Annotated in this window: 23 protein-coding genes; 10 read left to right on the plus strand and 13 right to left on the minus strand. The window is 72.3% G+C overall.

The window, feature by feature from the left end; genetic code table 11:
• Positions 1-62: 62 nt before the first annotated feature.
• Positions 63-2,285: an MMPL family transporter gene (locus tag FLX07_RS07380; protein WP_142568818.1), complete on the minus strand. Its 2,223-nt coding sequence runs from the start codon at positions 2,283-2,285 to the stop codon at positions 63-65.
• Between the two features lie 125 nt (positions 2,286-2,410).
• On the opposite strand from FLX07_RS07380, the gene FLX07_RS07385 reads away from it, so the two are divergent.
• The 3 genes from FLX07_RS07385 to der all read left to right on the plus strand — a co-directional run bounded on the left by FLX07_RS07385 (position 2,411) and on the right by der (position 5,446).
• Positions 2,411-3,067, plus strand: a complete 657-nt coding sequence (locus FLX07_RS07385) for a MerR family transcriptional regulator (RefSeq protein ID WP_142568820.1) — start codon at positions 2,411-2,413, stop codon at positions 3,065-3,067.
• A gap of 153 nt (positions 3,068-3,220) precedes the next feature.
• Positions 3,221-3,868, plus strand: coding sequence for a (d)CMP kinase (gene cmk / locus FLX07_RS07390; protein WP_223852739.1), 648 nt, complete (start codon positions 3,221-3,223; stop codon positions 3,866-3,868).
• A gap of 159 nt (positions 3,869-4,027) precedes the next feature.
• Positions 4,028-5,446: a ribosome biogenesis GTPase Der gene (der, locus tag FLX07_RS07395; protein WP_223852699.1), complete on the plus strand. Its 1,419-nt coding sequence runs from the start codon at positions 4,028-4,030 to the stop codon at positions 5,444-5,446.
• A gap of 21 nt (positions 5,447-5,467) precedes the next feature.
• Here the strand turns inward: der and FLX07_RS07400 are convergent, their stop codons facing one another.
• Entirely contained in the window at positions 5,468-6,067 is a 600-nt protein-coding gene (locus FLX07_RS07400) for a TetR/AcrR family transcriptional regulator (protein WP_142568828.1), read from the minus strand.
• A gap of 79 nt (positions 6,068-6,146) precedes the next feature.
• Between FLX07_RS07400 and FLX07_RS07405 the strand changes: the two genes are divergently transcribed.
• The 4 genes from FLX07_RS07405 to FLX07_RS07420 all read left to right on the plus strand — a co-directional run bounded on the left by FLX07_RS07405 (position 6,147) and on the right by FLX07_RS07420 (position 10,013).
• Complete coding sequence (locus FLX07_RS07405) at positions 6,147-7,379, plus strand: YbfB/YjiJ family MFS transporter (protein WP_142568830.1); 1,233 nt, start codon at positions 6,147-6,149, stop codon at positions 7,377-7,379.
• 8 nt (positions 7,380-7,387) lie between these two features.
• Positions 7,388-8,056 carry an alpha/beta fold hydrolase gene (locus tag FLX07_RS07410; protein ID WP_142568832.1) on the plus strand — a complete coding sequence of 223 codons (669 nt, stop codon included), beginning with the start codon at positions 7,388-7,390 and terminating at the stop codon, positions 8,054-8,056.
• 71 nt (positions 8,057-8,127) lie between these two features.
• Complete coding sequence (locus tag FLX07_RS07415) at positions 8,128-9,375, plus strand: sensor histidine kinase (protein ID WP_142568834.1); 1,248 nt, start codon at positions 8,128-8,130, stop codon at positions 9,373-9,375.
• On the plus strand, positions 9,366-10,013 hold the full coding sequence (locus FLX07_RS07420) for a response regulator (protein ID WP_142568836.1): 648 nt from the start codon (positions 9,366-9,368) through the stop codon (positions 10,011-10,013). The genes FLX07_RS07415 and FLX07_RS07420 overlap by 10 nt, the downstream gene beginning before the upstream one ends.
• Positions 10,014-10,115: 102 nt before the next feature.
• Here FLX07_RS07420 and FLX07_RS07425 read toward each other — a convergent pair whose 3' ends face one another.
• From FLX07_RS07425 to FLX07_RS07440, 4 genes are all read right to left on the minus strand, one after another.
• Positions 10,116-11,396, minus strand: coding sequence for an MFS transporter (locus FLX07_RS07425; protein ID WP_142568838.1), 1,281 nt, complete (start codon positions 11,394-11,396; stop codon positions 10,116-10,118).
• 307 nt (positions 11,397-11,703) lie between these two features.
• Complete coding sequence (locus FLX07_RS07430) at positions 11,704-11,892, minus strand: hypothetical protein (protein WP_142568840.1); 189 nt, start codon at positions 11,890-11,892, stop codon at positions 11,704-11,706.
• A complete protein-coding gene (locus FLX07_RS07435; RefSeq protein ID WP_142568842.1) occupies positions 11,892-12,605 on the minus strand; it encodes a hypothetical protein in 714 nt (237 codons plus the stop codon). The genes FLX07_RS07430 and FLX07_RS07435 overlap by 1 nt, the downstream gene beginning before the upstream one ends.
• 460 nt (positions 12,606-13,065) lie before the next feature.
• Complete coding sequence (locus FLX07_RS07440; RefSeq protein WP_142568844.1) at positions 13,066-13,716, minus strand: TetR/AcrR family transcriptional regulator; 651 nt, start codon at positions 13,714-13,716, stop codon at positions 13,066-13,068.
• A gap of 313 nt (positions 13,717-14,029) precedes the next feature.
• Here FLX07_RS07440 and FLX07_RS07445 point away from each other — a divergent pair, with 313 nt between their 5' ends.
• Positions 14,030-15,097, plus strand: coding sequence for a haloalkane dehalogenase (locus tag FLX07_RS07445; protein WP_223852698.1), 1,068 nt, complete (start codon positions 14,030-14,032; stop codon positions 15,095-15,097).
• Between the two features lie 71 nt (positions 15,098-15,168).
• Here FLX07_RS07445 and FLX07_RS07450 read toward each other — a convergent pair whose 3' ends face one another.
• Complete coding sequence (locus tag FLX07_RS07450) at positions 15,169-15,585, minus strand: cupin domain-containing protein (protein ID WP_142568846.1); 417 nt, start codon at positions 15,583-15,585, stop codon at positions 15,169-15,171.
• 96 nt (positions 15,586-15,681) lie between these two features.
• On the minus strand, positions 15,682-16,059 hold the full coding sequence (locus FLX07_RS07455; protein ID WP_142568847.1) for a cupin domain-containing protein: 378 nt from the start codon (positions 16,057-16,059) through the stop codon (positions 15,682-15,684).
• Between the two features lie 62 nt (positions 16,060-16,121).
• Between FLX07_RS07455 and FLX07_RS07460 the strand changes: the two genes are divergently transcribed.
• Positions 16,122-16,589, plus strand: coding sequence for a MarR family winged helix-turn-helix transcriptional regulator (locus tag FLX07_RS07460; protein ID WP_142568849.1), 468 nt, complete (start codon positions 16,122-16,124; stop codon positions 16,587-16,589).
• A 128-nt stretch (positions 16,590-16,717) separates the two neighbouring features.
• Here FLX07_RS07460 and FLX07_RS07465 read toward each other — a convergent pair whose 3' ends face one another.
• From FLX07_RS07465 to FLX07_RS07475, 3 genes are all read right to left on the minus strand, one after another.
• Positions 16,718-18,247 (minus strand): MFS transporter, encoded by a 1,530-nt coding sequence (locus FLX07_RS07465; RefSeq protein ID WP_229689661.1) that lies wholly within the window; start codon positions 18,245-18,247, stop codon positions 16,718-16,720.
• Between the two features lie 134 nt (positions 18,248-18,381).
• A complete protein-coding gene (locus FLX07_RS07470) occupies positions 18,382-19,029 on the minus strand; it encodes an LppX_LprAFG lipoprotein (protein ID WP_142568853.1) in 648 nt (215 codons plus the stop codon).
• 116 nt (positions 19,030-19,145) lie between these two features.
• Entirely contained in the window at positions 19,146-19,613 is a 468-nt protein-coding gene (locus FLX07_RS07475) for a MarR family winged helix-turn-helix transcriptional regulator (RefSeq protein WP_142568855.1), read from the minus strand.
• A 38-nt stretch (positions 19,614-19,651) separates the two neighbouring features.
• Here FLX07_RS07475 and FLX07_RS07480 point away from each other — a divergent pair, with 38 nt between their 5' ends.
• Complete coding sequence (locus tag FLX07_RS07480; RefSeq protein ID WP_142568857.1) at positions 19,652-20,593, plus strand: cation diffusion facilitator family transporter; 942 nt, start codon at positions 19,652-19,654, stop codon at positions 20,591-20,593.
• Here FLX07_RS07480 and FLX07_RS07485 read toward each other — a convergent pair.
• Entirely contained in the window at positions 20,573-21,220 is a 648-nt protein-coding gene (locus tag FLX07_RS07485) for a 4'-phosphopantetheinyl transferase family protein (protein ID WP_167748143.1), read from the minus strand. The two genes, FLX07_RS07480 and FLX07_RS07485, sit on opposite strands and share 21 nt — an antisense overlap.
• A gap of 807 nt (positions 21,221-22,027) precedes the next feature.
• Positions 22,028-22,159, minus strand: a 132-nt coding sequence (locus tag FLX07_RS07490) for an integrase core domain-containing protein (RefSeq protein WP_142568859.1), incomplete at its 5' end; no start/stop codon positions are given.

Raw genomic sequence — 22,159 nt, forward strand, 5'->3', positions numbered from 1 at the left:
AAGCTACACGGGGATGCGCGGAGCCCGGAACGTGCCCGAACCGGCGCGCGGAAGGCCCGATCTCAGCGGCTGGTGACGGCCTCCTCGGGGCGCGGCGTCGTAGGAGCGTGCTCATGCGTGCCGCGCCGCCGCCACCATCGGGCCAGGGGCGGGGGCGCCCACCAGGCCCGTTCGCCGAGCAGCCGCATGGTGGCGGGCACCAGCAGGCCGCGCACGATCGTGGCGTCCACGACGACCGCGATCACCAGGCCGACGCCGATCATCTTCATGAGCGCCACGTTGGAGAAGGCGAAGCCCGCGACGGACACGGCGACGAGGAGGGCGGCGCCGGTGACCACCCCGGCCGTCCTGGCCAGCCCGCGCGCCATCGCCTCCGCGGGATCGGCCCCGCGCTCGCGCTCCTCGCGTACGCGCGACAGGAGGAACATCTCGTAGTCCATCGCCAGCCCGAAGGCGATCGCGACGATCAGCACGGGGAAGTTCACGTCGACGGCCCCGACCGGCTCGAAGCCGAGCAGCCCGGCGAGCCGGCCGTCCTGGAAGATCAGCTTGATGGCGCCGAAGGACGCAGACAGCGACAACAGGTTCAGCAGCACCGACTTGATTGGCAGGATCAGCGAGCCGAACGCGAGGAACATCAGCGCGGTCGACACGACGGCCACGAACAGCGCCATCCACGGCAGGCGGGAGACGACCATATTCACGATGTCCACGCGCGAGGCGGGCATCCCGGTGAACGACGCGACGGCCCCGGCCGGAGGCGGCACGGCCCGCAGGTCCTCGACCATCCGCACGGCCTCGCGGGACATCGGGTCCATCGCGTAGCCGAGGGTGATCCGGGCGAGAGCGCCGGTGCTCCCGGTGACGGACGCGCCCTCCACCCCGGGCACGGCGTCCAGGCGGGCGGCGTAGCCGTCCAGCGCCCCCCTGTTCAGCGCCGCCCTGTCCCGGGCGCGCGGCGCCTCGACGACGGCCGTCACGATCTTGGCGGGGTCGGCGGTGAAGCGCTCGGCGAGCTCCCGGGTCACGGTGCGCGCGTCGGCGCCGGCCGGCAGCACCCAGTCGCCGGGCCTGGCCCAGTTCACCCCGAGGAACGGCAGGCCGAGCGCCACGAGCACCGCGACGACGGCGAGCGCGCTCGCGAGGGGCCGCCGCATGACGGCGTGGGCCAGGCGATACCAGCGCACGCCGGAGGCGCCGGGCCGGGCGCGGCCGAGCCCGCTCTGGCCCACGCGCCGGCCGAGCTCCTTTTCGCCGGCCCGCCGGCCGAGCCCGCTTTGGCCGGCTCGCCGGCCGAGGGCCGCCAGCAGGGCGGGCAGCACGGTGAGGGCAGTCAGCACGGCGAGGACGACCGTGGTGGCGCCCGCGTACGCCATCGACAGCAGGAACCGCGAGGGGAACACCGCGAGCCCCGCGAACGACAGCGCCACGACCGCGCCGGAGAACGCGATCGTCCGGCCCGCCGTGGCCGTCGTCCGCTCCACCGCCGCCGCGACGGACGCGCCCCTGCCGAGCTCCTCCCTGAACCGGGTGACCGCGAGCAGCGCGTAGTCGATCGCCAGGCCGAGGCCGAGCACCGTGACGACCTGGATGGCGAACGTCGAGACGTCGGCGACCAGCGTGACCAGGCGCAACACCGCCATCGTGCCGAGCGCGGCGACCACGCCGACGGCCAGGGGGAGCGCCGCGGCCAGGAGGCTGCGGAAGACCACCGCCAGCACGATCAGCAGGATCGGAACCGAGATCGCCTCGGCCAGGCCGATGTCGCGCGCGATCGTGCTGTTGACCTGATCGGTCATCGCGGTGACGCCGCCGAACCGCACGGTCGGGCCCTCGACCTCGAACCTGTCCCGGATGCCGCGCAGGACCCGTACGCGCTCCTGGTCGTCGGGGGAGCGGAACTGCACGGTGACGTACGTCGCGTGCCGGTCCCCCGACACGAAGCCGGGGGAGCCGGTCGACCAGTACGACTCCAGCCGCACGATGTCCTGCCGGGGGAGCGCGTCGAGGGCCCGGCGCACGGGCCCGGCGAAGGCGGGGTCGTCCACGGTGAGCCGGTCGCTTTCGTAGAGCACGACGACGTCGGCCGTGTGCCGGCCCAGGGGTCCGGCGAGCAGGCGGTCGGCGTGCGAGGACGGGCTGCCGGGGTCGTCGAACCCGACGCCGCCTCCGAGGCGGCCGAAGACGCCGGCGCCCCACACGCCCGCGACCACGGTGAACAGCAGCGCGCCCAGCAGGATCAGGCGACGACGACGGACCGCGAAGCGGCCGAGAGCGCCGAACATGCGCTTCTCCCTTCCGGATAGCGGACAGTGTCACTATCTACTATGCCGATAGTGACGCTATCCATATCCGTGGGCGCGGGCAAGCCCCGGGCCTATCCTGGGAGGGTGCGGCGAGGGAGAGGGACATGCGGATCGCGGAGCTGAGCAGGCGGACCGGGGTCCCGATCCCCACCATCAAGTACTACATGCGGGAGGGACTGCTCCCGCAGGGAGAGCGGACCGGCCCCAACCAGGCGCGGTACGGCGAGGAGCACGTCAGGCGGCTTCGGCTGGCCAGGGCGCTGGTCGAGGTCGGCGGGCTGCCGGTGGCCTCGGCCCGCGAGGCGCTCGCGCTGATCTTCTCCTCCGGCGTCTCGGAGTTCGACGTGCTCGGCAAGGCGCAGTACGCGCTGACCCCGCCCAGGGAACGCGCCGGCGACGGCGCCGGCGACGACGCTGGGGACGAGGCCGCCGCGCAGGTCGACGAGCTGATCGCCCGGCGGGGCTGGCAGGTCAAGCCGGGCAACCCGGCCAGGCGGACGCTGGCCGACGCGCTGGCGACCCTGCGGCGCCTCGGCGAGGACGACTACCTGGACCTGCTGGAGACCTACGCCGAGACCGCCGAGCAACTGGCGGACACGGAGGTGCGGGCGATCAGCCGGCGGGGTGACCTGCACTCCATGGCCGAGGCGGTCGTGATCTGGACCGCTCTCGGCGACCCCGTGATCGCCTCCCTGCGCCGCCTGGCCCAGGAGGCGCGGGCGGCCCGGCTCCTCGGCGGGACCGCCGAGGACACCTCCTGAGAGCCGGCTCGCGGGTCCCGCCGGCGAAAGCGCGATGATCGCTCGGGGGGCCCTGTCCGCCGCCGATGCATGCTTTCCGCCGGTATCCCGGTAGCCTCGGGGACGACGATTCGAAGGGGAGAAGGAGAGCCGGTGTCGGGTCTGGTCGTCGCCATGGACGGTCCTTCGGGATCGGGCAAGTCGAGTGCCTCGCGAGGCGTCGCGCGGGCGCTGGGCCTGCGATACCTCGACACGGGCGCCATGTACCGCGCGGTCACCTGGTGGATGCTCCAGCGGGGCGTGAACCTGGAGGACGCCGCCGAGATCGCCGCGAGGTCCGCCGAGCCCACGCTGGTGATGAGCACCGACCCCGACGCGCCGGGCGTCACCGTGGACGGCGTCGACGTCAACGGGCCGATCCGCGGCCCCGAGGTGACCGGCGCGGTGTCGGCAGTGAGCGCCGTGCCCGAGGTGCGCCACCGGCTGGTGGCCCTGCAGCGGGAGATCATCGCCGAGTCCCTGCCTGGCGGAGGGATCGTGGTCGAGGGCCGCGACATCGGCACCGTGGTCGCGCCGGACGCGCCGGTCAAGATCTACCTCACGGCGAGCGCTCAGGCGCGCGCCCTGCGCCGTACGGCCGAGCTGGACGGGACGACGGTGGAGGCGCAGCAGGCCGCGATGGCCCGGCGCGACGCCCTCGACTCGACGCGCAAGGCCGATCCGCTGGCGATGGCCGCCGACGCGGTGGAGCTGGACACGACGCCGCTGGACCTGGACGAGGTGATCGCCGAGGTGCTCCGGCTCGTCAAGGAGCGGGTCTGACGCCCGCACGCCCCGCCTGACCGCCTCCCGCGCCGCGTCCGCCGCGCCGGAGAGGGCCACGCGGTGCGACGTACGAACGAGCCCGGCCCCGGAAGCGGTCCGCCGGGAGGCCTCACGGGAGGCCGGGGAGAACGGGAAGAGCAGCCGATGAGGCAGGGTATGGACGTGACGGGGGACTACGACGAGGACGAGGGCGGCTGGATCGAGGCCGAGCTCGCCGGGCTTTCCCCGGAGGAGACGGAGCAGGAGCCCGACGCGGGCCCGCTGCCGGTCGTCGCCGTGGTTGGGCGCCCCAACGTCGGCAAGTCGACACTGGTCAACCGCATCATCGGCCGTCGTGAGGCGGTCGTGGAGGACGTGCCCGGCGTGACCCGCGACCGGGTCACGTACGAGGCGACCTGGCGGGGCAAGCGGTTCACGCTGGTCGACACCGGCGGCTGGGACCCCGACGCGACCGGCATGGCCCTGCGCATCGCCGAGCAGGCGCAGATCGCGGCCGAGCTGGCCGACGTGATCCTCTTCGTGGTGGACGCCGGTGTCGGGGTCACCGACTCCGACGAGGCCGTCGGCGCGGTCCTGCGCCGCTCGGGCAAGCCGGTCGTGCTGGCCGCCAACAAGGTCGACAACCAGCAGATGGAGCTGGAGGCGACCGGGCTCTGGTCGCTCGGCCTCGGCGAGCCGCACCCCGTCTCCGCCCTGCACGGCCGCGCCAGTGGCGACCTGCTCGACATCGTGCTCGACGCGCTGCCCGAGACGCCGCCGCAGACGTTCGGCGAGCGGCGGGGCCCGCGCCGGATCGCCCTGCTGGGCAAGCCCAACGTGGGCAAGTCGTCGCTGCTCAACAAGCTCGCCGGGGAGGAGCGGGTGCTCGTCGACCCCATGGCCGGCACCACCCGCGACCCGGTCGACGAGCTGGTCGAGCTGGGCGGCACGACGTATCGGTTCATCGACACGGCCGGCATCCGGCGGCGGGACCGCGAGCTGAAGGGCGCGGACTTCTACGCGGCGATGCGCACGCGGGCCGCGCTGGAGCGGGCGGAGGTCGCGGTCGTCCTGATCGACGCCTCCGACGTGCTGACCGAGCAGGACCTGCGGATCCTCGGCCTGGTCATCGAGTCGGGCCGGGCGATGGTGGTCGCGTTCAACAAGTGGGACCTGGTCGACGAGGACCGGCGATACTACCTGGAGAAGGAGATCGACCGGCAGCTCGTCCGCACGCCCTGGGCGCTGCGGGTGAACATCTCGGCGAAGACCGGCCGCCACGTCGAGAGGCTGGCCCCGGCCATCGAACGGGCGCTGCAGTCGTGGGGCACGCGGGTGCCGACGGCCCGGCTCAACCAGTTCTTCACCGAACTGCTGCAGGCCACCCCGCCCCCGGTCCGAGGCGGCCGGCAGCCGAAGATCCTGTTCGCCACCCAGGCGTCCACGGAGCCGCCGAAGTTCGTGCTGTTCACCTCGGCGTTCCTGGAGGAGACCTACCGCCGGTTCCTTGAGCGCCGCATCCGCGAGGAGTTCGGCTTCGCGGGCTCTCCGATCGAGGTGACGATGAAGATCCGCGAGAAGCGCAAGAAGAAGTAACCTCCTGCCGGTTCCGGGGCCTCAGTCGTCGCCGCTCGCCGGGGCGGCGGCCGACAGCAGGGCGAGCGCGGCCTGGCGGGCCTGCTCGCCCGTTCCGGCCGTGCCGTGGTGCGCGGCGACGACCGTGGCGCCCTCGACCAGCATGAGCAACTGGCGCCCCAGAAGGGGCGGATCGGCGGCTCCGGCGCGCTCGGCGATGCCGGTCAGCAGGTCGAGGTAGCGGTCGAGGTGGCGTGCGGTGATGGCGCGCACGGCCTCGACGTGGTGCTGGGCCGACGCGTTCACCATCGCGCAGCCGCGGAAGACGGGGTCCTCGTACCACTCCCGCAGTGCGTCGAACACCGCGGCGAGCTGGTCGCGGGGGTTGTCCCCGGCCGCCGCGGCGGAGTCGGCCAGCCAGCGGCTCACCCGTTCGCTGCGGGCCAGGAGCACAGCCTCCACGAGCCCGTCCTTCGTGCCGAAGTGCCGATAGAGCGTCTCCTTCGACACCCCGATGAGGGCGCACAGCTCGGCGACGCCGACGCCGTCGAGTCCGCGCTCGTACAGTACGGCGGTGGCCGCCTCCAGGATGGCGGCGCGGGTGCGCTCCGGGTCGATCGTCGAGCCCTTGGGAACCGGCATACCAGGATGGTACCGACCGGTTCGATGCACTGCTACGCTCCGAGATGGTACCGATCGGTTCGATCTTTGGGAGTCCGTCATGTCCGACCTCATCGCCCTCGGCACGCCGGCCCGGCGGGAGACACGGCAGGCGGCGCGGCTGGCTCTCGGCACCGCGTCGGCGCTCGGGCTGGCGCGTTTCGCGTACGGGCTGCTCCTTCCGGCGATGCGGGAGGAACTGCACTGGTCCCTGGCCGAAGCAGGGGCGATGAGCGCCGCCAACGGGCTTGGCTATCTGCTCGGCGCGCTGGTGACCGCGGTCGTCGTACGCCGCCTGGGTACGGCGGCCACCTTCCGGTGGGGCATGGTCCTCACCGCGCTGGCGCTGGCGGTCACCGCGACGAGCGACGCCTATCCGGTGCTGCTTGCCGCGCGAGCCGCTGCCGGAGTGGCGGGCGCCGCGGTATTCGTCACCGGCGGCGTCATCGCCTCGCGCCTCGCCGCTCGCGCCGCCTCCGGCTCGCCCATCACCGTGTACTTCGCGGGCGCGGGGCTGGGCATTGTGGTCGGCGGCGCCGGTATCCCGCCGCTGGGCGACCGCCTTCACCTGGCCTGGGCCGGTCTGGGCCTGGCCGCCGGACTGGCGGCGCTGCTGAGCTGGACCGCCGCCAAGGCCGGGGAGGACGCGCAGCCGGGGGAGGACCCACAGGCCGCGACCGCCGGGCGGGTCCACGTGCGGCCGCTGTGGGGAATCGCCGTGGCCTACCTGCTGTTCGCCACCGGTTACATCACCTACATCACCTTCCTGTCCGCCTACCTGGCCGACCGGCACGCACCGCTCGGGCAGGTGGTGCTCACCTGGACGGCGCTCGGCCTGGCCGTGGTGGCGGCGCCCGCGCTGTGGAGCCGTCCGACCGCCCAGTGGCCCGGCACCCGGGCCCTGGCCACGCTGCTCGGTCTCCTGGGCGGTGGCGCGGCGCTGGCGATGGCGGCGCCCGCGCCGCCGGTCATCCTCGCCTCCGCGATCCTCTACGGGGCGACGTTCATGGGTGTGCCCGCCGCCGTCACCGCGCTCATCAAGGCGAACACCCCGCCCGCCGACTGGACGGCCACCCTGGCGGCGTTCACCACGATCTTCGCGGGCGGGCAGACCGCGGGCCCGTGGCTCGCCGGGCTCGTCGCCGACCACACCTCGACCGCCGCGGCCCTGGCGTGGACCGCGATCCTGTGCGCCGCCGCGGCGGTGATCGCGGCGTTCGCGAATCCCTCCCGCCGGGCCAGAGCGGGTTCGGCCGGGAAGACACCCGACGCGGAAGCGTCCACGAGACAGTGAGGCACACCATGACCACGTTCGTCCTGATCCCCGGCATGTGCCACGGCGGCTGGTGTTTCCGCGAGCTGTGCGAGGACTTGCGCCATCACGGGCACCGGGCCGTCGCGCTGACGTTGACCGGGCTCGCGGAACGCGCCCACCTGCTGGACGGCGGAGTGAACCTGGACACGCACATCCGGGACGTCGCCGGGGTGCTGGAGGCCGAGGACGTCCGCGACGCCGTGCTGGTCGGCCACAGCTACGGGGGAATGGTGATCACCGGCGTCGCCGACCGCCTGCCCGGCCGGATGGCCGGTCTTGTCTACCTGGACGCCGTCGTGCCGGGGGACGGCGATTCCTGCTGGAGCCTGGTCTCCGATCGGGAACGGCAGTGGTACGCCGACGTGGTGGAGACCGGCTACGCGACGCGGCCGCTGCCGTTCTTCGACCCCCGTGCCACCCCTCACCCGATCGCCTCGCTGCTCCAGCCGCTCCGGCTGACCGGCGACCCCGCGCGCATCGCGCGCCGCGTCTACGTGTACGCGGCGCGCTGGCAGGGCGAGTCCCCCTTCACCGCGACGTACGAGCGGCTGCGCGAGGACCCCGCGTGGACCACGTACGCGCTGGACGGCGGGCACAACCTCATGCGGGACGCCCCGGAGGACCTGCTGAAGATCTTGACCGGGGCCCGTTGGTAGGGGCTGCCCTACCAACGGGACTGCCGTCCGCCGGATCGATTCGCGGCGGGCGGGTCAATAGCGTTGGGGACATGCGCCGACTTCTCTCCCGCCTCGGCGGCGACACGGTCTACGTCCTCGTGGGGTTTCCCCTCGCGGTCATCACGTTCTGCCTCACGACGGTCGGCCTGTCGGCGGGCGCCGGCCTGCTGGTGGTCTGGCTGGGCGTGCCCGTCCTCGCTCTCACCCTCCTCGTCGCCCGGGGCATGGGCGACGTCGAACGGCTCCGCATGCGCGGGGTGCTGGGCAGAGACCTGCCCCGGCCGCGTTATCCCACGTCGCCGCCCGGGGCGGGCGTGTTCCGGAAGACCATCACCCCGCTCGCCGGGGGCCAGCCCTGGCTCGACGTGCTGCACGGGCTGCTGGCCTTCCCGGTCGCGATCGTCGCGTTCTGCGTGACCGTCACCTGGTGGGTGGTGGCCATCGCCGGGCTGACCTATCCGCTGTACGGCTGGATCACCTCGAACATCCCCGGCAACACCGAGCTGCCCGAGCTCCTCGGCCTCGGCCGGGGCTACGTGGTCGACAGCGTCTTCTACGGCACGATCGGGCTGATCGCCGCGATCACCCTCTATCCCGTCGTCCGCTCCTGCGCCCTCATCAAGGCGTCGCTGGGCCGGGCGCTGCTGACCGGCGTCGCCGAGCTGCAGGAGCGCATCGACGACCTCACCGAGGGCCGTCACGCCGCCGCCCACGCGGAGGCGGACGCGCTGCGCCGCCTGGAGCGCGACATCCACGACGGGCCCCAGCAACGCCTGGTCCACCTGGCGATGGAGCTGTCGCGGGCCCAGCGGGAACTGCAGAAGGACGCCACGGCCGCGCACGAGACGATCGGCAAGGCCATCAGCGCCACCCGGGAGACCCTGGACGAGCTGCGGGCGCTGTCGCGCGGCATCGCCCCGCCGATCCTGGCCGACCGCGGCCTCGCCCCGGCGCTCGCCGCCCTGGCCGGCCGCTGCACCGTGCCCGTGGAGCTGGACGTCCAGACGGCCGAGCGGTATACCGCGCTCATCGAGAACACGATCTACTTCGTGACGGCCGAGTCGCTCACCAACGTGGCCAAGCACAGCAGGGCGACGTCCTGCTCGGTCGGCCTGATCAGGATCGGTGACACGCTCCTCCTCACGATCGGGGATGATGGGGTCGGCGGCGCACACGTCGCCAAGGGACACGGCCTGTCCGGCCTGGCCGACCGGCTGCGGGCCGTCGACGGCGAGCTGTCGGTGAGATCGCCGGTGGGCGGGCCGACACTGATCACGGCGGAGGTTCCGTGCGCGTAGTGGTGGCCGACGACGCCGTCCTCATCCGGGAGGGGCTTGTCCGCCTGCTTGAGGAGTTCGGCTGCGAGGTCGTCGAGACCGTGGGCACGGGGGAGGACCTGGTCAAGTCCGTCATCGCCCACCGGCCCGACGTGTCGGTGGTCGACGTGCGGATGCCGCCGGCGTTCACCGACGAGGGCCTGCGCGCCGCCGTCGAGGCGCGGGAGAAGGTGCCGGGCACGCCCGTGCTGATCCTTTCGCAGTACGTCGAGGTGTCGTACGCCGACGACCTGCTGGCCGACGCTCGCGGGGCGGTCGGCTATCTGCTGAAGGACCGCGTGGTCGACGTCGAGGAGTTCATGGACGGCCTGCGGCGGGTCGCCGCGGGGGGAACGGTCTTCGACCCCCAGGTCGTCGCCCAGCTGATGGTGCGGCGGCGGCGAGACGACCCGCTGGCGTCGCTGACACCGCGTGAACGCGAGGTCCTGTCGCTGATGGCCGAGGGCAGGTCGAACCCGGCGATCGCGCGCCGCCTCGTCGTCACCGAGGGCGCGGTGGAAAAGCACATTCGCGGCATCTTCGCCAAGCTCGGCCTGCACGCCGAGGACGGCGACCAGCACCGCCGCGTCCTCGCGGTGCTGGCCTACCTCCGCTCCTGACCACACGCGTCAGGCCGGGTGGCTGGCCGCCGCTCGCGGCGTACGCGTTCGCCGCGGGAGTTTCCCGGTCAAGACGCGCGGAGCGGCGGCGGAGTCTCGCGCCTACGGTTCCGCGTCCGTGGCCGGCGCCGTCGTCCGCGTCGCGCGCACCGATCGCAGGATGGCGAACATACAGGCCGTCCCGGCCGCGCCGGCTCCGCAGATCACCACGTACGGGGGGACCAGCGCGGCGACGGCGCCGCCGGCGGCCACGCCGAGCCCCTGGAGGGTCATGAGCCCGGCGCCCAGCAGGGACATGGCGCTGCCCCGCATCGCCGCAGGCACCGCTTGCACGAACCACTGGTCCATGCCGAGCGTGTAGGCGGCGCACAGCCCCGTGAGCACCAGGAGCGCGACCGCGACCGACAACGGCGGACGGACGGCGAACGCGGCCATCGGCAGCATCGACCCCGCTGCCAGCGGCAGTGCGATCCGCTCGCGGGCGGCCGCCCCGAGCAGGGTGCCGGCCAGCACCTCGCCCACCGCGGTCCCCGCGGGCATCGCGGCCATGAAGAGCCCGAACCCCACCGAGCCCGCACCCGCGGCGTCCGCGTAAGGTGCGGCGGTTCCTTCGGCCACGATGAAGAACATCGGCGGGATCCACCACATCAGCAGCAGCGCGCGGACCCGGGGGACGGCGAGCAACCGCCGGGTCGAGGCGATCGAAGCGCGCATCATCGCCCCGCCCCCCGATGCCCGGGCCGGGCGGCCGCGGGTGCCCAGACGCAGGAGCAGCGCGGAACCGAGAAACGTGCCGACGGTCACGTAGAGCGCGGTGCGGGGTGACAGCCACACCAGGGCCAGTCCGCCGAGTCCGTAGCCGATGATCTGGGACCCCTGCGAGACCATCCGCACCAGCGAACGGCCCAGGACGTACAAGTCGCCCGGCAGGATGTCGGCCAGGCTCGCCGCCCGGGTGCCGGTGAACAACGGCGACATCATCGAGACGGCGAAGCGGAGGACGAACAGCGCCGCGAGCGGAGTCACCGGAACGGCCATCAACGTCACGCAGCCGGCCGAGAGCAGGTCGCAGGCCACCAGCACCCGGCGGGCGGGGTAACGGTCGGCGATGCCGGAGAGCAGGATCCCGCTGAGGGCGTAGGGCAGGAAGCCGAGGGCGAAGACGAGCGCCGTCAGCGGCGCCGAACCGGTCCGCTGGAATACCAGCACGGCCAGCGACGCGTCGGCGAAGACGCCTCCCAGCATGGAAAGGACATGGGCCGCGAAAATCGCCCGGAATTCTCTGACCACGAACACGGCGCCGTATCCGGCGTTGACGCGTGCCCGGCTTCCTGCGGCCGCTGGGGCGTCCGGCGATTCGGTCGTGGAGGAGGGTTCTGCCATGCGGAGATTCGCTTTTCCCTGTCATCGCGGTCACAGCAGGTGTCCGCGGGCGCCGAAGCCGGGTCCGGGGGCGGCGCGACAGCCGAGGCATCCTGCCCCTCGGACCCGGTACGACGATCTCGTGACCGAGTCGGACCGAGATCAACTTCTTGGGTCATGCCTGTCTATTAGGGAAACCAGCCCTTGGGGATCGAGGTCATTGGAAATTCACCTCCCTATGGGTAGGCAGTCCTGGAGGCTGAGGGTGGTCGCGGGAGCGATGACCCGCGACTAACCTGAACAACTGTGTTCGAGTTTCACTCTAGCACTAAGTCGTACATCGGTGTTCGGATTGCTGTGTGACGACGGTCATAGTGCGCTGTCGCTCCAAAGAGGAGAAGAGTCCGTTGCCGGGGCCGGTGACGGTCTCGCCGCCGGGCATGGTGGTGATGCCTGTGCCCGGAAGCTCCGCGTCGGTGAGGTCGGCCGGCGGCTCGGCGAGCGCGCCGGAGTGCATCAGGTGGAGAGTTGGCGGGCCCGTCCGAAGGTGCGGCCGAGCAGCACGTAGCCCAACGCGTACGGGGCGGCGCCGATGATCTCGAAGACGGATGTGATCATGGAGTGCGGTCCGAATCCGAACAGGGACGCGGTCCCGCCGATCGCGTACACGACGCCGCCGAATCCCAGGAGCAGGCCGGCCCACCGTTGGCCGTACCGGTTGAGCAGCAGGGTGAGCAGCACGCATCCCAGAGGGAAGACGATGTTCGCGGCCAGCACGATGATGCCGCCCTCGACGTCGATGTCCTTGGGGGTGTGCACGAGGTCGGGCGCGTACTTGGCCGTCACCGGGTTGTGGCCGCCGTCGAAGACGATCAGGCCGAACCAGAGCATGGTCCCGGCCAGGGCGGTGTACAGCGTGGTGACCGCGCGCGAACCGAACCTGTTCATGACCAGAGCCAGGACACCGGCCAGACAGGTTGCCTGGACCAGCAGGCTGATGGCCTCCATGGAATGGGTGAAGGCGTACCACTGGGCGCCCGCCGCGATGTCGTGCCCGTCGCGGGCCGGGTGCAGGATGACGGTGAGCAGGAAGAGCGGGCCCCCGATCATCGCGGTGAGCTTCACCGTCACCCGTACGCTCCGGGTGCCGTCCTCGGTGTTGTGGTGGCGGAGGGGTGGGGGCGGTGTCGTCGTGCCGGCGTCATCGTGTGCCGAGCGGTGGCTGCTCATCGTCGTTCTCCTGGATCTTGTTGCCTTGCGGTGCCCGTCCGGTGCGTGGCTCGGCGGGGCGGCCGGCGCGACGACGGCGCGGAAAGCCGAGGCCAGGGTGACGCCGGTCGGCCGTCGGCGGTGACGGCGGACGGGACGGCGACCCCGAGTGCCGCCGAGTCGGTGGGTGGTGTTCACGGTTCCCGAATCAACCTGAACAGCCGTGTTCGGGTTTCAGGCTAACATCTAATTCGTACATAGGTGTTCGGGTTTGGTACGGCGAAGTCTCCAGGTCGCTGTCACCGGAAAGAGGCGTCGGCGGTCGCGGCGCGGTGGCGACGCGGTGGCGACGCGGTGGCGAGGAGGTCTGACGCCTTCAGATTTCACCTGGCGGAGCCCATGCCGAGCCGCGCCGCCGCGGCGTGGACGTGCGGCGTGGGCGTGCGGCGTGGGCGTGCAGGGCGGACGGTGAGGTCGGCGGTTAAGGAGCCGGTGCGGGTACGGCCGTGCCGGGCGCGGTAAGGGCGGCGAGCAGCGTCGCCGAGATGACCCGTGCGGCATCGTCGGCGTCCAGCCGGCCGGCGGCGGTGTCCTCCGCCGCGGCGTGCATCAGGCTGAACACGGTCGTGACCATCCACCTCTGGGGCAGGTCGTCGCGGAAGGCGCCGGCGTCCCGCCCGCGATCGATGATCGTCTGGACCCTCTGCAGGGTCCGGTCGTGGACGGCCCGGATTCGCTCCGGGGGTAGTTCGCGGTGGGCGGCCCGGAGCACGGAGTGAAGCTGGTGGACGATCCGCCATGAGGCGCCGACGAGCCGGGTCAGCGCCTCGCGCGGGTCACCGGTGGTGTCGGTCGCGTCGAGCGCGGCGTCGGACTGCTCCATCGTGCGGGTCAGGACGGCGTCGACGAGATCCGCCCGAGTCTTGAAGTGCCCGTAGAGCGTGACCCGGCCGACCCCCGCCGCCTTGGCCATGTCGGCGACGCTGGCGTCGGCGTCGCGGGCCAGGCAGAGCTGGGCCGCGTCCAGGATGGACTTGATGTTGCGCCGGGCGTCGGCTCGCCGCTCGGCCTGCGGCGCGGGGCGCTGCGCGGACCGCGACCTGTCGCCGGCGCCGCGCGGTGTGGCTGCCATTTCCGCTCCTGCACTCCCTGAGCCGACGTTCCCGAGTAACTCGAACAGTTTAGTTCACGTTGCCGCCGTGCCGTGCGAACGCTAAGTCGAACGCTTGTGTTCGAGTTGATGGTAGTGTCAGAACTCGAACACGTTTGTTCAGGTTGACGGCTGATTGGGCGGTTCGCCGACTACCAGGGGGCGTTCCTGCCGCACTGCCACAACCCCAACCCGGCCGACGGATCGGCCACGACAGCGAGGACTACCGATGACCGCAGACGGCCCTGACGACCGTGACGACGCTCCCGCGCCGGCCTTCCTGACTCGCCGCCACATGCTCGGCGTCGGGACCGCCGCCGCGGCGAGCGGTCTGCTCCGCTTCCCGCCCCCGGTGCACAACGGGCAGCCGCAATCGGCGCCGGACCCCCACATGAAGGTGTTGCGTACGCCGGAGTCCCGATTCCGGAACCTGGCCGACTACCCGTTCGAGCCGCGCTACGTCCATGTCGACGCCGGCGACGGCACCGGTGCCCGGCTGCGGATGCACTACGTCGACGAGCGGCCGGCGGGCGCGGTGAAGCCGTCCGGGCAGACGATCCTGCTTCTTCACGGGCAACCGTCCTGGAGTTACCTCTACCGGCACGTGATCCCGCCGCTCGTGGCCGCCGGGCATCGCTGCATCGCCCCCGACCTGATCGGCTTCGGCCGCTCCGACAAGCCCGCGTCCCGTTTCGCGTATACCTACCAGCGTCATGTGGACTGGCTGCGCGAAGCCGTGTTCGAAAGGCTCGGCCTGCTCGACGTGACCATGGTGTGTCATGACTGGGGAGGCCTTTTGGGGCTGCGGTTGCTGGCCGAACATCCCGGCCGGTTCCGCCGCGTGGTGGCGACGAACACCTATCTTCCAACCGGGGATCAGGACGTCGGCCGGGCCTTCCACGCGTGGACGCAGTACAGCCAGCGGGCCGACCCGTTCGACGCCGGAACCGTCGTCGAGGCGGGCACGATCAGCGAGCTCAGTCCAGCGGTGAAGGCCGGATACGACGCACCGTTCCCCGACGAGACTTATCGGCAGGGCGCCCGCCAGTTCCCCCTCCTGGTGCCCATCACGGCATGGGACGAGGCCACCGTTCCCAACCGCAACGCGTGGGCTGTGCTGCAAACGCTGTCCGTGCCGTTCCTGTGCGCGTTCAGCGACCACGTGATCCTGCTGCCGCAGGCGCCGAACACCGACGACCCGAGCTATGCCGTCCCCCAACCGGACCAGTGGCTACGCGAGCGCATTCCGGGCGCCCAAGGTCAACCGCACACCACCATCGCCGACGCGGGCCACTTCGTCCAGGAAGATCGGGGCCCCGAACTCGCCGCGATCGTCAACCGCTTCATCGAGTCGACCCGGTAGGGCCGGCCCTGGCCCGTCAGAGGCGGGCCGATCCCGCGCGCCCGCCGGCGCGCGGGCCGGTCACGGGCCGGTCAACGGACCCAGGGCGGCACGAGCCGGTCGGTCCCCTTGGGCGCGAGGTCGCAGGCGTCCGCGGCGGTGATCCCGCCGGGGTTGTAGACCTCGCAGCCGGCCGGCGCGGCCACGATCGCGCTGAAGCCGGCCTCCGCGTCGGCGCGCACCCGGCGGCTGACGTCGGCGGGCATGACGACGGTGTCCCCGGCCTCGACGGCGACGGTCTCGCCGCCGAGTTCGACTGTCGCGCCGCCGGTGAGGAAGGTCCACACCTGCTCGCCGTCGCTCGCGTGGTGGGGACCGTTGTTCCCGGCGGGCATGTCCACCCGCCAGACGGCCTGGGTGGCGCCTCCCTGGGTGGGCGAGGCGAGGGTGGTCATGACGCCGTTGGGAGTGGTGCTCCTGCGGCTGTCGGCGGAACGGATGACAGGCATGCGTGACTCCTTGGAGACGGAGCGGTGGCCGGGTGCCGGACGGGTCGCCGGGCCGGTCCACGGGGGGCAGGGCGAGAGAAGGAGGAGGGGCAGAGGTCAGGCGATCCAGGGCGGCACGCCGTGCACCGTGCCGTCGGGCAGGATGGCCCTGGCCCCGGCGGGGGCGGTGACGACGGCGGTGAAACCCACGTCGGCGCCCGCCGTGACGCGCCGTGGGGTCGAGGGCGGCATGACCACGGTGTCGCCGGGCGCGACCGTGAACGTCTCGCCGCCGAGTTCGACGGTGGCGGTGCCGTCGAGGAACGTCCACACCTGCTCGGCGTCGAAGTCGTGCGGCGGCCCGCTCGTCGCGGGGGTCGCCTCGACGCGCCACACGGCCCGCGTGGCGCCGCCCAGGGTGGGCGAGGCGAAGGTGGTCATGACCCCGGCCGGGGTCTCGGATCTGCGGGATTGGGCATGACGGATGACAGACATCGTCGGCGTCTCCTAAGATAGACAACGTTGTTGTCGGTAATAGTGAACCAGGTTGTCTATCTGTGTCAATCGACCCGCCCGGCTTCGAGCTGCCCCTGCGGCTCTTCCTGGGGTTTCGCGTTCTCATCGACGAACTGCACGCCGAGCTCGCCCGTCAGGGGCATCCGCATGCCCGTCCCATGCACGGCTTCGTCATGCAGGCGATCGGCACGGAGGGCACGACCGCGGTGGACCTGGGCCGCACGCTGGGCGTCAGCAAGCAGGCGGCGGGCAAGACCATCGAGACGCTCGAACGCCTCGGCTACGTGGAGCGCGCCCGCGACTCCCGCGACACGCGCCGCAAGATCGTACGGCTCACGCCGTCGGGGGTGGACGTCCTGGCGCGCTCGGCCCGGATCTTCGACGACCTGCGGGCGCGCTGGGCCGCCGTCATCGGGGACGAGCGGCTCAGAGACCTGGAGGCCGACCTGCGGAAGGTGACGCCGCAGGACGTCTTCCGCCTCGACGTGCCCGGCTGGTTCGGCGCCTGACCCGGCAGGGGTGCGGGATCGGGCGCGGTGGGGCGGCGGCCGGCGGGAGCGGGAGCGGTAAGGCCGGGATCAGGAGCGGCGGGAATCCAGCGGCGGGGATCCAAGGCGGGGATCAGGAGCGGCAGGGATCAGGAGCGGCGGCGGGGCAGGGCCAGGGACGTGGCCGCGCCGAGCACGCACAGGCCGCACGTGATCAGGAAGATCTCGGTGTACTCCGCGTGCAGCGCCGCTTGGACCTGCGCCGTGTAGTCCGCGAGCCTGCGGGCGTACTCGGCCGCGTCCACCCCGAACGGCAGCGGCGTGTCCAGGTGCGCGGTGAGCGACTGGAACCGGTGGAAGCCCCAGGCCGACAGCGCGGCCACGCCCAGCAGCATGCCCATCATCCTGGCCACCACGACCGCCGCCGACGCCACGCCGTGCCGCGCCGCCGGGACCAGGCGCAGCACCGCCGACGAGACCGGGGCGATCACCCCCCCGAGGCCGAGGCCGGCGACCACGAGGTCGGCGTCCATCCGCACGCCGGCCGACGCCAGGTCGAGCGGCCACCGGGAGATCAGCCAGTAGCCGGCGGCGGCCACCGCCATCCCCGCGACGGCAACCGGGCGCTCGCCGAACCGCCGCACCAGGATCCCGCCGAGGAACGCCGCGACCGCCAGCGCGGCGAGGAACCGGGTGAGCACCAGGGCGCCGCCCACCGCGTCCTCACCGAGCAGCGTCTGCGCGGCCAGTTGTACGTCGACCAGCGTGACCAGCAGCGCCGCACCGGCCAGCAGGCTCACCGCCAGCGTGGCGAGCAGCGGTGTCCTGGGCACGCCCGTCAGGTCGAGCAGGCGGACCGGGGAGCGGATCTCCCACAGCACGAACAGCACCGCCGCGACCGCCCCGGCGGCCACGCACGGCAGTCCCCACGGCGGCAGCACGGCCGTGTCGGGGGAGGGGTTGTAGAGCCCGGCGACAAGCAGGCCGAGCGCCAGCGCGAGCAGGACGCCGCCACCCGCGTCGACCGTCCCGGCGTTCGCCTTCCGCGCGTCGGCCGTCCCCGCGTCCGCCCTCCTCGCGCCCGCCGTCCCCGTGTCGACCGTCCTCGCGTCCGCCGTCCCCGCGTCCGACTCGCCGGAGGGCCGGCCGTACGGCTCTCGCCCGCCGGGGACGGCCACCTGCACGGCGACGGCGGCCAGCAGCGCGAGCGGGAGGTTGACCCAGAAGATGCCGCGCCATCCGGCGAGCGCGGCCAGGCCCGCGCCATAAAGCGGGCCGAGCACGCTGCCGAGCTCCTGCGCGGCGCCGACCACCCCGAGCGCCACCGGCCGGGCGCGCTCGTCCCACAGGTCACCGATGAGGGCCATGGTGATCGGCAGCAGCGCGCCGCCCGCGACGCCCTGCAGCGTACGGCCCGCGACCAGCGCGGGCACACTCCCCGCCAGGGCGGTGACGAGGGAACCGGAGGCGAACCCGGCCAGGCAGGCGTGGATCAGCGCGCGCCTGCCGTACCGGTCGGACAGGCGGCCGAGCAGCGGCATCGCCGCGACGTAGCCGAGCAGGAACCCGGTCACGACCGGGGTCGCCCGCTCCAGGTGGTTCAGCGGCACCCCGACGTCGGCGGCGACGTCCACGAGCACGGTGACGACGACGTACGCGTCGAGTGCGGCGAGCAGCACGGCGGCGCCGCCGACGCTCAGCGCGAGACGCCGGTGCCGGGCGGAGGGCCCGGCGGTTCCGGTCGCCCGGGTCTGCCCGGCCGCGCCGTCCGCGTCCGTGGCGTCGCCGGCGTCGGTGGCGTCGGTGGCGTCCGTCACGACGCGGGCGGGGCGATGGTCACGGGGGCGTCGTAGTCCCCCAGGGTCACGGCCACGGAGCCGCCGGTGAGCGGCAGGTCGAGCTTGAGCAGGCGGCTGGTGGCCTTGTCGATCCAGAGCGTGCCGGTGACTCCCTGCTGAATGCCGGGAACCAGCGTGGCCAGCACATCCTGCGACAGCGTGGCCGCCACCCGGTAGGCGGTGGCGTCGCCGACCTTCTCCTCCGCCTGCGTGTGTACGTCCTTCGCGGTGGACAGCAGCCCGGGCACACCGGTCAGCACGGCGGAGGGGTTGTAAAGGGCCAGGAGCTGCTGGCGGGTCATCGTCTGGAAGCCGCCGGTGGGTCCCTTGAAATAGACCTTGTCGCCGACGAGCACGAACTCGATCTCCTGCAGTCCAGCGATCTCGATCTGCAGGGTGCCCTTGGCGTCGCCCTCCCGGGTGAGGCTGCCCTCGGCGTGCCGCACCGGTACGGCGGGCTTGCCCTTGGTCGCGATCGTGAAGGCGACCGTCGTGACCGTCCGCATGGCCTCGGCCGAGCGCTTCAGCAACGCGGGACCGTCCGGCAGGGCGGCCTCGCTCTTCGCGCTGCACGCGGTCACGAGCAGCAGGCCGGCCACGACGAGCCCGAGGATTGTTCGCACAGCCGGATCGTAGCGAGCGGGCGTGGCCGGTACGCGCTCCCTCGGGAATCGGTTTGGCGCGGCCGGTCGCGGGAAGTCGGGACCGGGTGCCTACCCCGTGCCGCCCCGCAGCCTCCTCACCTGATGCCGCGGAGCGCCTGGAGACGATCGATGATCGGCGTGTAGATCTGCTCCAGGGTGGACACCTCCTCGGGGGTCATCAGGTCGACGAAGTGCCGGCGGACGCTCGCCACGTGGTCCGGCGCCACCCGCTGGATCATCTCCCAGCCGGGGTCGGTCAGCACGGCGAACGTGCCGCGCCGGTCGTCCTCGCAGTCCTGCCGGGTCACCAGGCCGGCGGCCTCCATCCGGGAGATCTGGTGGGACAGCCGGCTGCGCGACTGGATCGTGGCGTCGGCCAGCTCGCTCATGCGCATGCGCCGGCCGGGACTCTCCGAGAGGTTCACGAGAATCTCGTAGTCGTTCAGCGACAGCCCGATGGCCTGCAGCTCCCGGTCGAGCTGGTGGAAGAGCAGGCGATGAGCGGCCAGGTGTGCCCGCCAGGCGCGCTGCTCCTGCGGGGTGAGCCAATGAGGGGCGTCCATGATGCCCAGCATAAGATCACTTGAACGAACGGAGCGGAATGCCTGACAGCGAGAACGGTGAGAGCCTCGGCACCGTCGTGGTCGCGGGCGCGGCCAACCTCGCCATCGCGCTGGCCAAGCTGGCCGCCGGTCTGATGAGCTCCTCCTCGGCGATGCTGTCGGAGGCCGCGCATTCGGCGGCCGACACGGCCACCGAAGTCGTGTTGTTCGCCGCGGTCCGGCACGGTGAGCGCCCCGCCGACTCCCGCCATCCGCTCGGCCACGGACGGGCCGCCTACCTGTGGGCGATCGTGGCGGCCTGCTTCACGCTGGTCGTGGGGGCCGGGTTCTCCCTGACGCACGGCTGGCACACGATCACCGCGGGGGAGAGCCTGGGTGACATCGGCGTGTCGTACCTCGTGCTCGCGGTGTCCTTCGCGATCGAGTCGGTCTCCCTGTGGAAGGCCCTGCGGCAGCTTCGCGGCGAGGCCGGTCGCTGGCGGGTGAGCCCCGGGCGGCTGCTGCGGCGCACCTCCGACACCGTGCTCAAGGCCGTCGTGCTGGAGGACTCCGCCGCGCTGATCGGCATCGCGACGGCCGCCGTCGGCCTGCTGTTGTCGCAGCTCACCGGCTCGGCCGTGTGGGACGGCATCGCCTCGATCGTCATCGGGCTGCTGCTGCTCGGCGTGGCGCTGACCCTGATCAGGACCAACGCCTCGCTGCTCATCGGCCAGGCGGCGCCGCGCGGGTTGCAGGAGGAGATCCGCGGCGAGCTGGTCGCCCATCCGGAGGTCGAGGCCGTCGTCGAGCTGGTCACGGTCATGATGGGCCCCGGCCAGGTCATGGTGGCGGCGAAGGTCGACTTCCGCGACGAGACGTCCGGGCAGCGGCTCGAACTCGCCTCCGACCAGGTGGAGCGACGGCTCACCGAGCGGTTCCCGGAGATCCGGCAGGTCTTCCTCGACCCCACCCCGGGGCGGTCAGCCGCCGAGAAGGCGTAGTTTGGCGGGCTCGTCGGTGACCGCGGAGGCGATCACGGTGCCGGCCGTCCACTCGACGAAGTGACGGCCCCGCCATTCCAGCGTGATCGACAGCCCGTCCTCCAGCGACAGGGCCGACAGGTCCGCCTCGCGCAGCCGGTCGAGCGTGAGCTCTCCCCGTTTGACCAGCGCCTCCTTGCGTACCCACTGCCGGATCAGCCTGCGGTTGTCGTCACCGACGAGCTTCGCCTCCGCGGGGGTCAGCGCGAGCTCCACCAGCCTCTCGTCGGCCGGGCCGTTCGTGGCGTGCTCGGCGTCCACGCCCACCCGGCCGAACCCGGCGACCGCGCAGACGTAGCCCGAGGTGTGCGCCAGGCTGATCGACACCTCGGGTGCCTCGGCCAGCCAGGGCCGTCCGTGGGCCTGCCCGCACCCCTCGCAGCGCTGCACCACGGTCAGCGTGCGGACGCGGGCGCCGAGCAGCTCCGCGGCGCAGTGCCGTACGAGCAGGTGGGCGGCGACGAAGTCGAGGCGGTCCCGTTTGCGGGTGAAACGTTCGGCGCGCTCTCGCTCGGCCTCGCTCAGTGTGCCGGAGACCATGTCCAGCACATCGTCGGTGTGGCCGGCCACGGCCAGTGGGGGGCGCACGAGGCTACTGTAGGGGAGCGATGTGACGATCACGTGAACTGGGGCCCGGGCCGCGACGGCCGAGGTTCCGCGGCCATCTTGGGTGAGCCGACCTGGGTGAGCCGACCTGGCCGCGACGGGTCGCGGCCGCGTGCGTGCGACTCGTGCAGGACCGCGTCGGCACGTGACCGTCGCCGTGACCGCCCTATCTGTGCGACCGCGCAGCAGGGACGCGTGATTTCCGCTGCCGCCCGATCTCCTGAGCGCCGTTCGGTCCGGATGAGGGCGTGCGCGTCGATCAGCGCTTGTAGCATCACGCCGACGGGGCGACTCGACTCAGGCTCTGCGCCAGCGGGCCCGATCCCCGGGACGGGACGTACAACGCATCGAGGTGCCCGCGCTGGTGCGTCCCAGTGCCCCTTCGGGGGAGCAGAAGGCTCCGGGGTGGACACTGGAGCGTACAGATGGCTGGGGTGGGCGCCTGGTTTTCCTTGGCGTCGGTTTCGGTGCCGATCGGGTCTTCTTCGGCTTCGGTGCTGATCGGGCTTTCATTGGCTTCAGCCTGGGGGGTGCCGGCGTATGGGAGGCGACGGCCGCTACCGGGGTCGGGGCGGGCGTCTCGCTCGGGATCGGGGTGAGAGAGGAACTCGGGGTGTAGACCGAGGTGGGCGGTGAGGTGGCCAGGGCTGTGCCGGTGGAGTCGCTGCAGCCGGTCAGTAGTGCGGCTGCGAGCAGTGCGGCCATGACAGACGGTCGGAACATGTTCTTGCCTCCGCAGGGTGGTCGCTGTTCCGATCGGTTGACGAGTGAGTCGCTGGCAGGGGTTACCTAGCTGTACTGCCCTGGGAGGTTGGTGACGCGGCTGATGGGTGGCTGGCCTTTCAGCGCGGTGTGTCCGCGGTGATGGTTGTACATGTGTAGCCAGGGGTCAAGGGCGGCGCGGCGTTCGGCTTCTGAGGC

The organism is Microbispora bryophytorum, assembly GCF_006874465.1.
Classification (GTDB): domain Bacteria; phylum Actinomycetota; class Actinomycetes; order Streptosporangiales; family Streptosporangiaceae; genus Microbispora; species Microbispora bryophytorum.

What these genes read in the sequence shown, in the direction of transcription:
- FLX07_RS07450 (WP_142568846.1), bottom strand. Translation starts at nt 15,585, where the DNA reads ATGCCTGTCATCCGTTCCGCCGACAGCCGCAGGAGCACCACTCCCAAC.
- FLX07_RS07445 (WP_223852698.1), top strand. Translation starts at nt 14,030, where the DNA reads ATGCTCGGCGTCGGGACCGCCGCCGCGGCGAGCGGTCTGCTCCGCTTC.
- FLX07_RS07385 (WP_142568820.1), top strand. Translation starts at nt 2,411, where the DNA reads ATGCGGATCGCGGAGCTGAGCAGGCGGACCGGGGTCCCGATCCCCACC.
- FLX07_RS07475 (WP_142568855.1), bottom strand. Translation starts at nt 19,613, where the DNA reads ATGGACGCCCCTCATTGGCTCACCCCGCAGGAGCAGCGCGCCTGGCGG.
- cmk (WP_223852739.1), top strand. Translation starts at nt 3,221, where the DNA reads ATGGACGGTCCTTCGGGATCGGGCAAGTCGAGTGCCTCGCGAGGCGTC.
- FLX07_RS07455 (WP_142568847.1), bottom strand. Translation starts at nt 16,059, where the DNA reads ATGTCTGTCATCCGTCATGCCCAATCCCGCAGATCCGAGACCCCGGCC.
- FLX07_RS07410 (WP_142568832.1), top strand. Translation starts at nt 7,388, where the DNA reads ATGACCACGTTCGTCCTGATCCCCGGCATGTGCCACGGCGGCTGGTGT.
- FLX07_RS07415 (WP_142568834.1), top strand. Translation starts at nt 8,128, where the DNA reads ATGCGCCGACTTCTCTCCCGCCTCGGCGGCGACACGGTCTACGTCCTC.
- FLX07_RS07400 (WP_142568828.1), bottom strand. Translation starts at nt 6,067, where the DNA reads ATGCCGGTTCCCAAGGGCTCGACGATCGACCCGGAGCGCACCCGCGCC.
- FLX07_RS07405 (WP_142568830.1), top strand. Translation starts at nt 6,147, where the DNA reads ATGTCCGACCTCATCGCCCTCGGCACGCCGGCCCGGCGGGAGACACGG.
- FLX07_RS07430 (WP_142568840.1), bottom strand. Translation starts at nt 11,892, where the DNA reads ATGCACTCCGGCGCGCTCGCCGAGCCGCCGGCCGACCTCACCGACGCG.
- FLX07_RS07380 (WP_142568818.1), bottom strand. Translation starts at nt 2,285, where the DNA reads ATGTTCGGCGCTCTCGGCCGCTTCGCGGTCCGTCGTCGTCGCCTGATC.
- FLX07_RS07480 (WP_142568857.1), top strand. Translation starts at nt 19,652, where the DNA reads ATGCCTGACAGCGAGAACGGTGAGAGCCTCGGCACCGTCGTGGTCGCG.
- FLX07_RS07440 (WP_142568844.1), bottom strand. Translation starts at nt 13,716, where the DNA reads ATGGCAGCCACACCGCGCGGCGCCGGCGACAGGTCGCGGTCCGCGCAG.
- der (WP_223852699.1), top strand. Translation starts at nt 4,028, where the DNA reads ATGGACGTGACGGGGGACTACGACGAGGACGAGGGCGGCTGGATCGAG.
- FLX07_RS07425 (WP_142568838.1), bottom strand. Translation starts at nt 11,396, where the DNA reads ATGGCAGAACCCTCCTCCACGACCGAATCGCCGGACGCCCCAGCGGCC.
- FLX07_RS07435 (WP_142568842.1), bottom strand. Translation starts at nt 12,605, where the DNA reads ATGAGCAGCCACCGCTCGGCACACGATGACGCCGGCACGACGACACCG.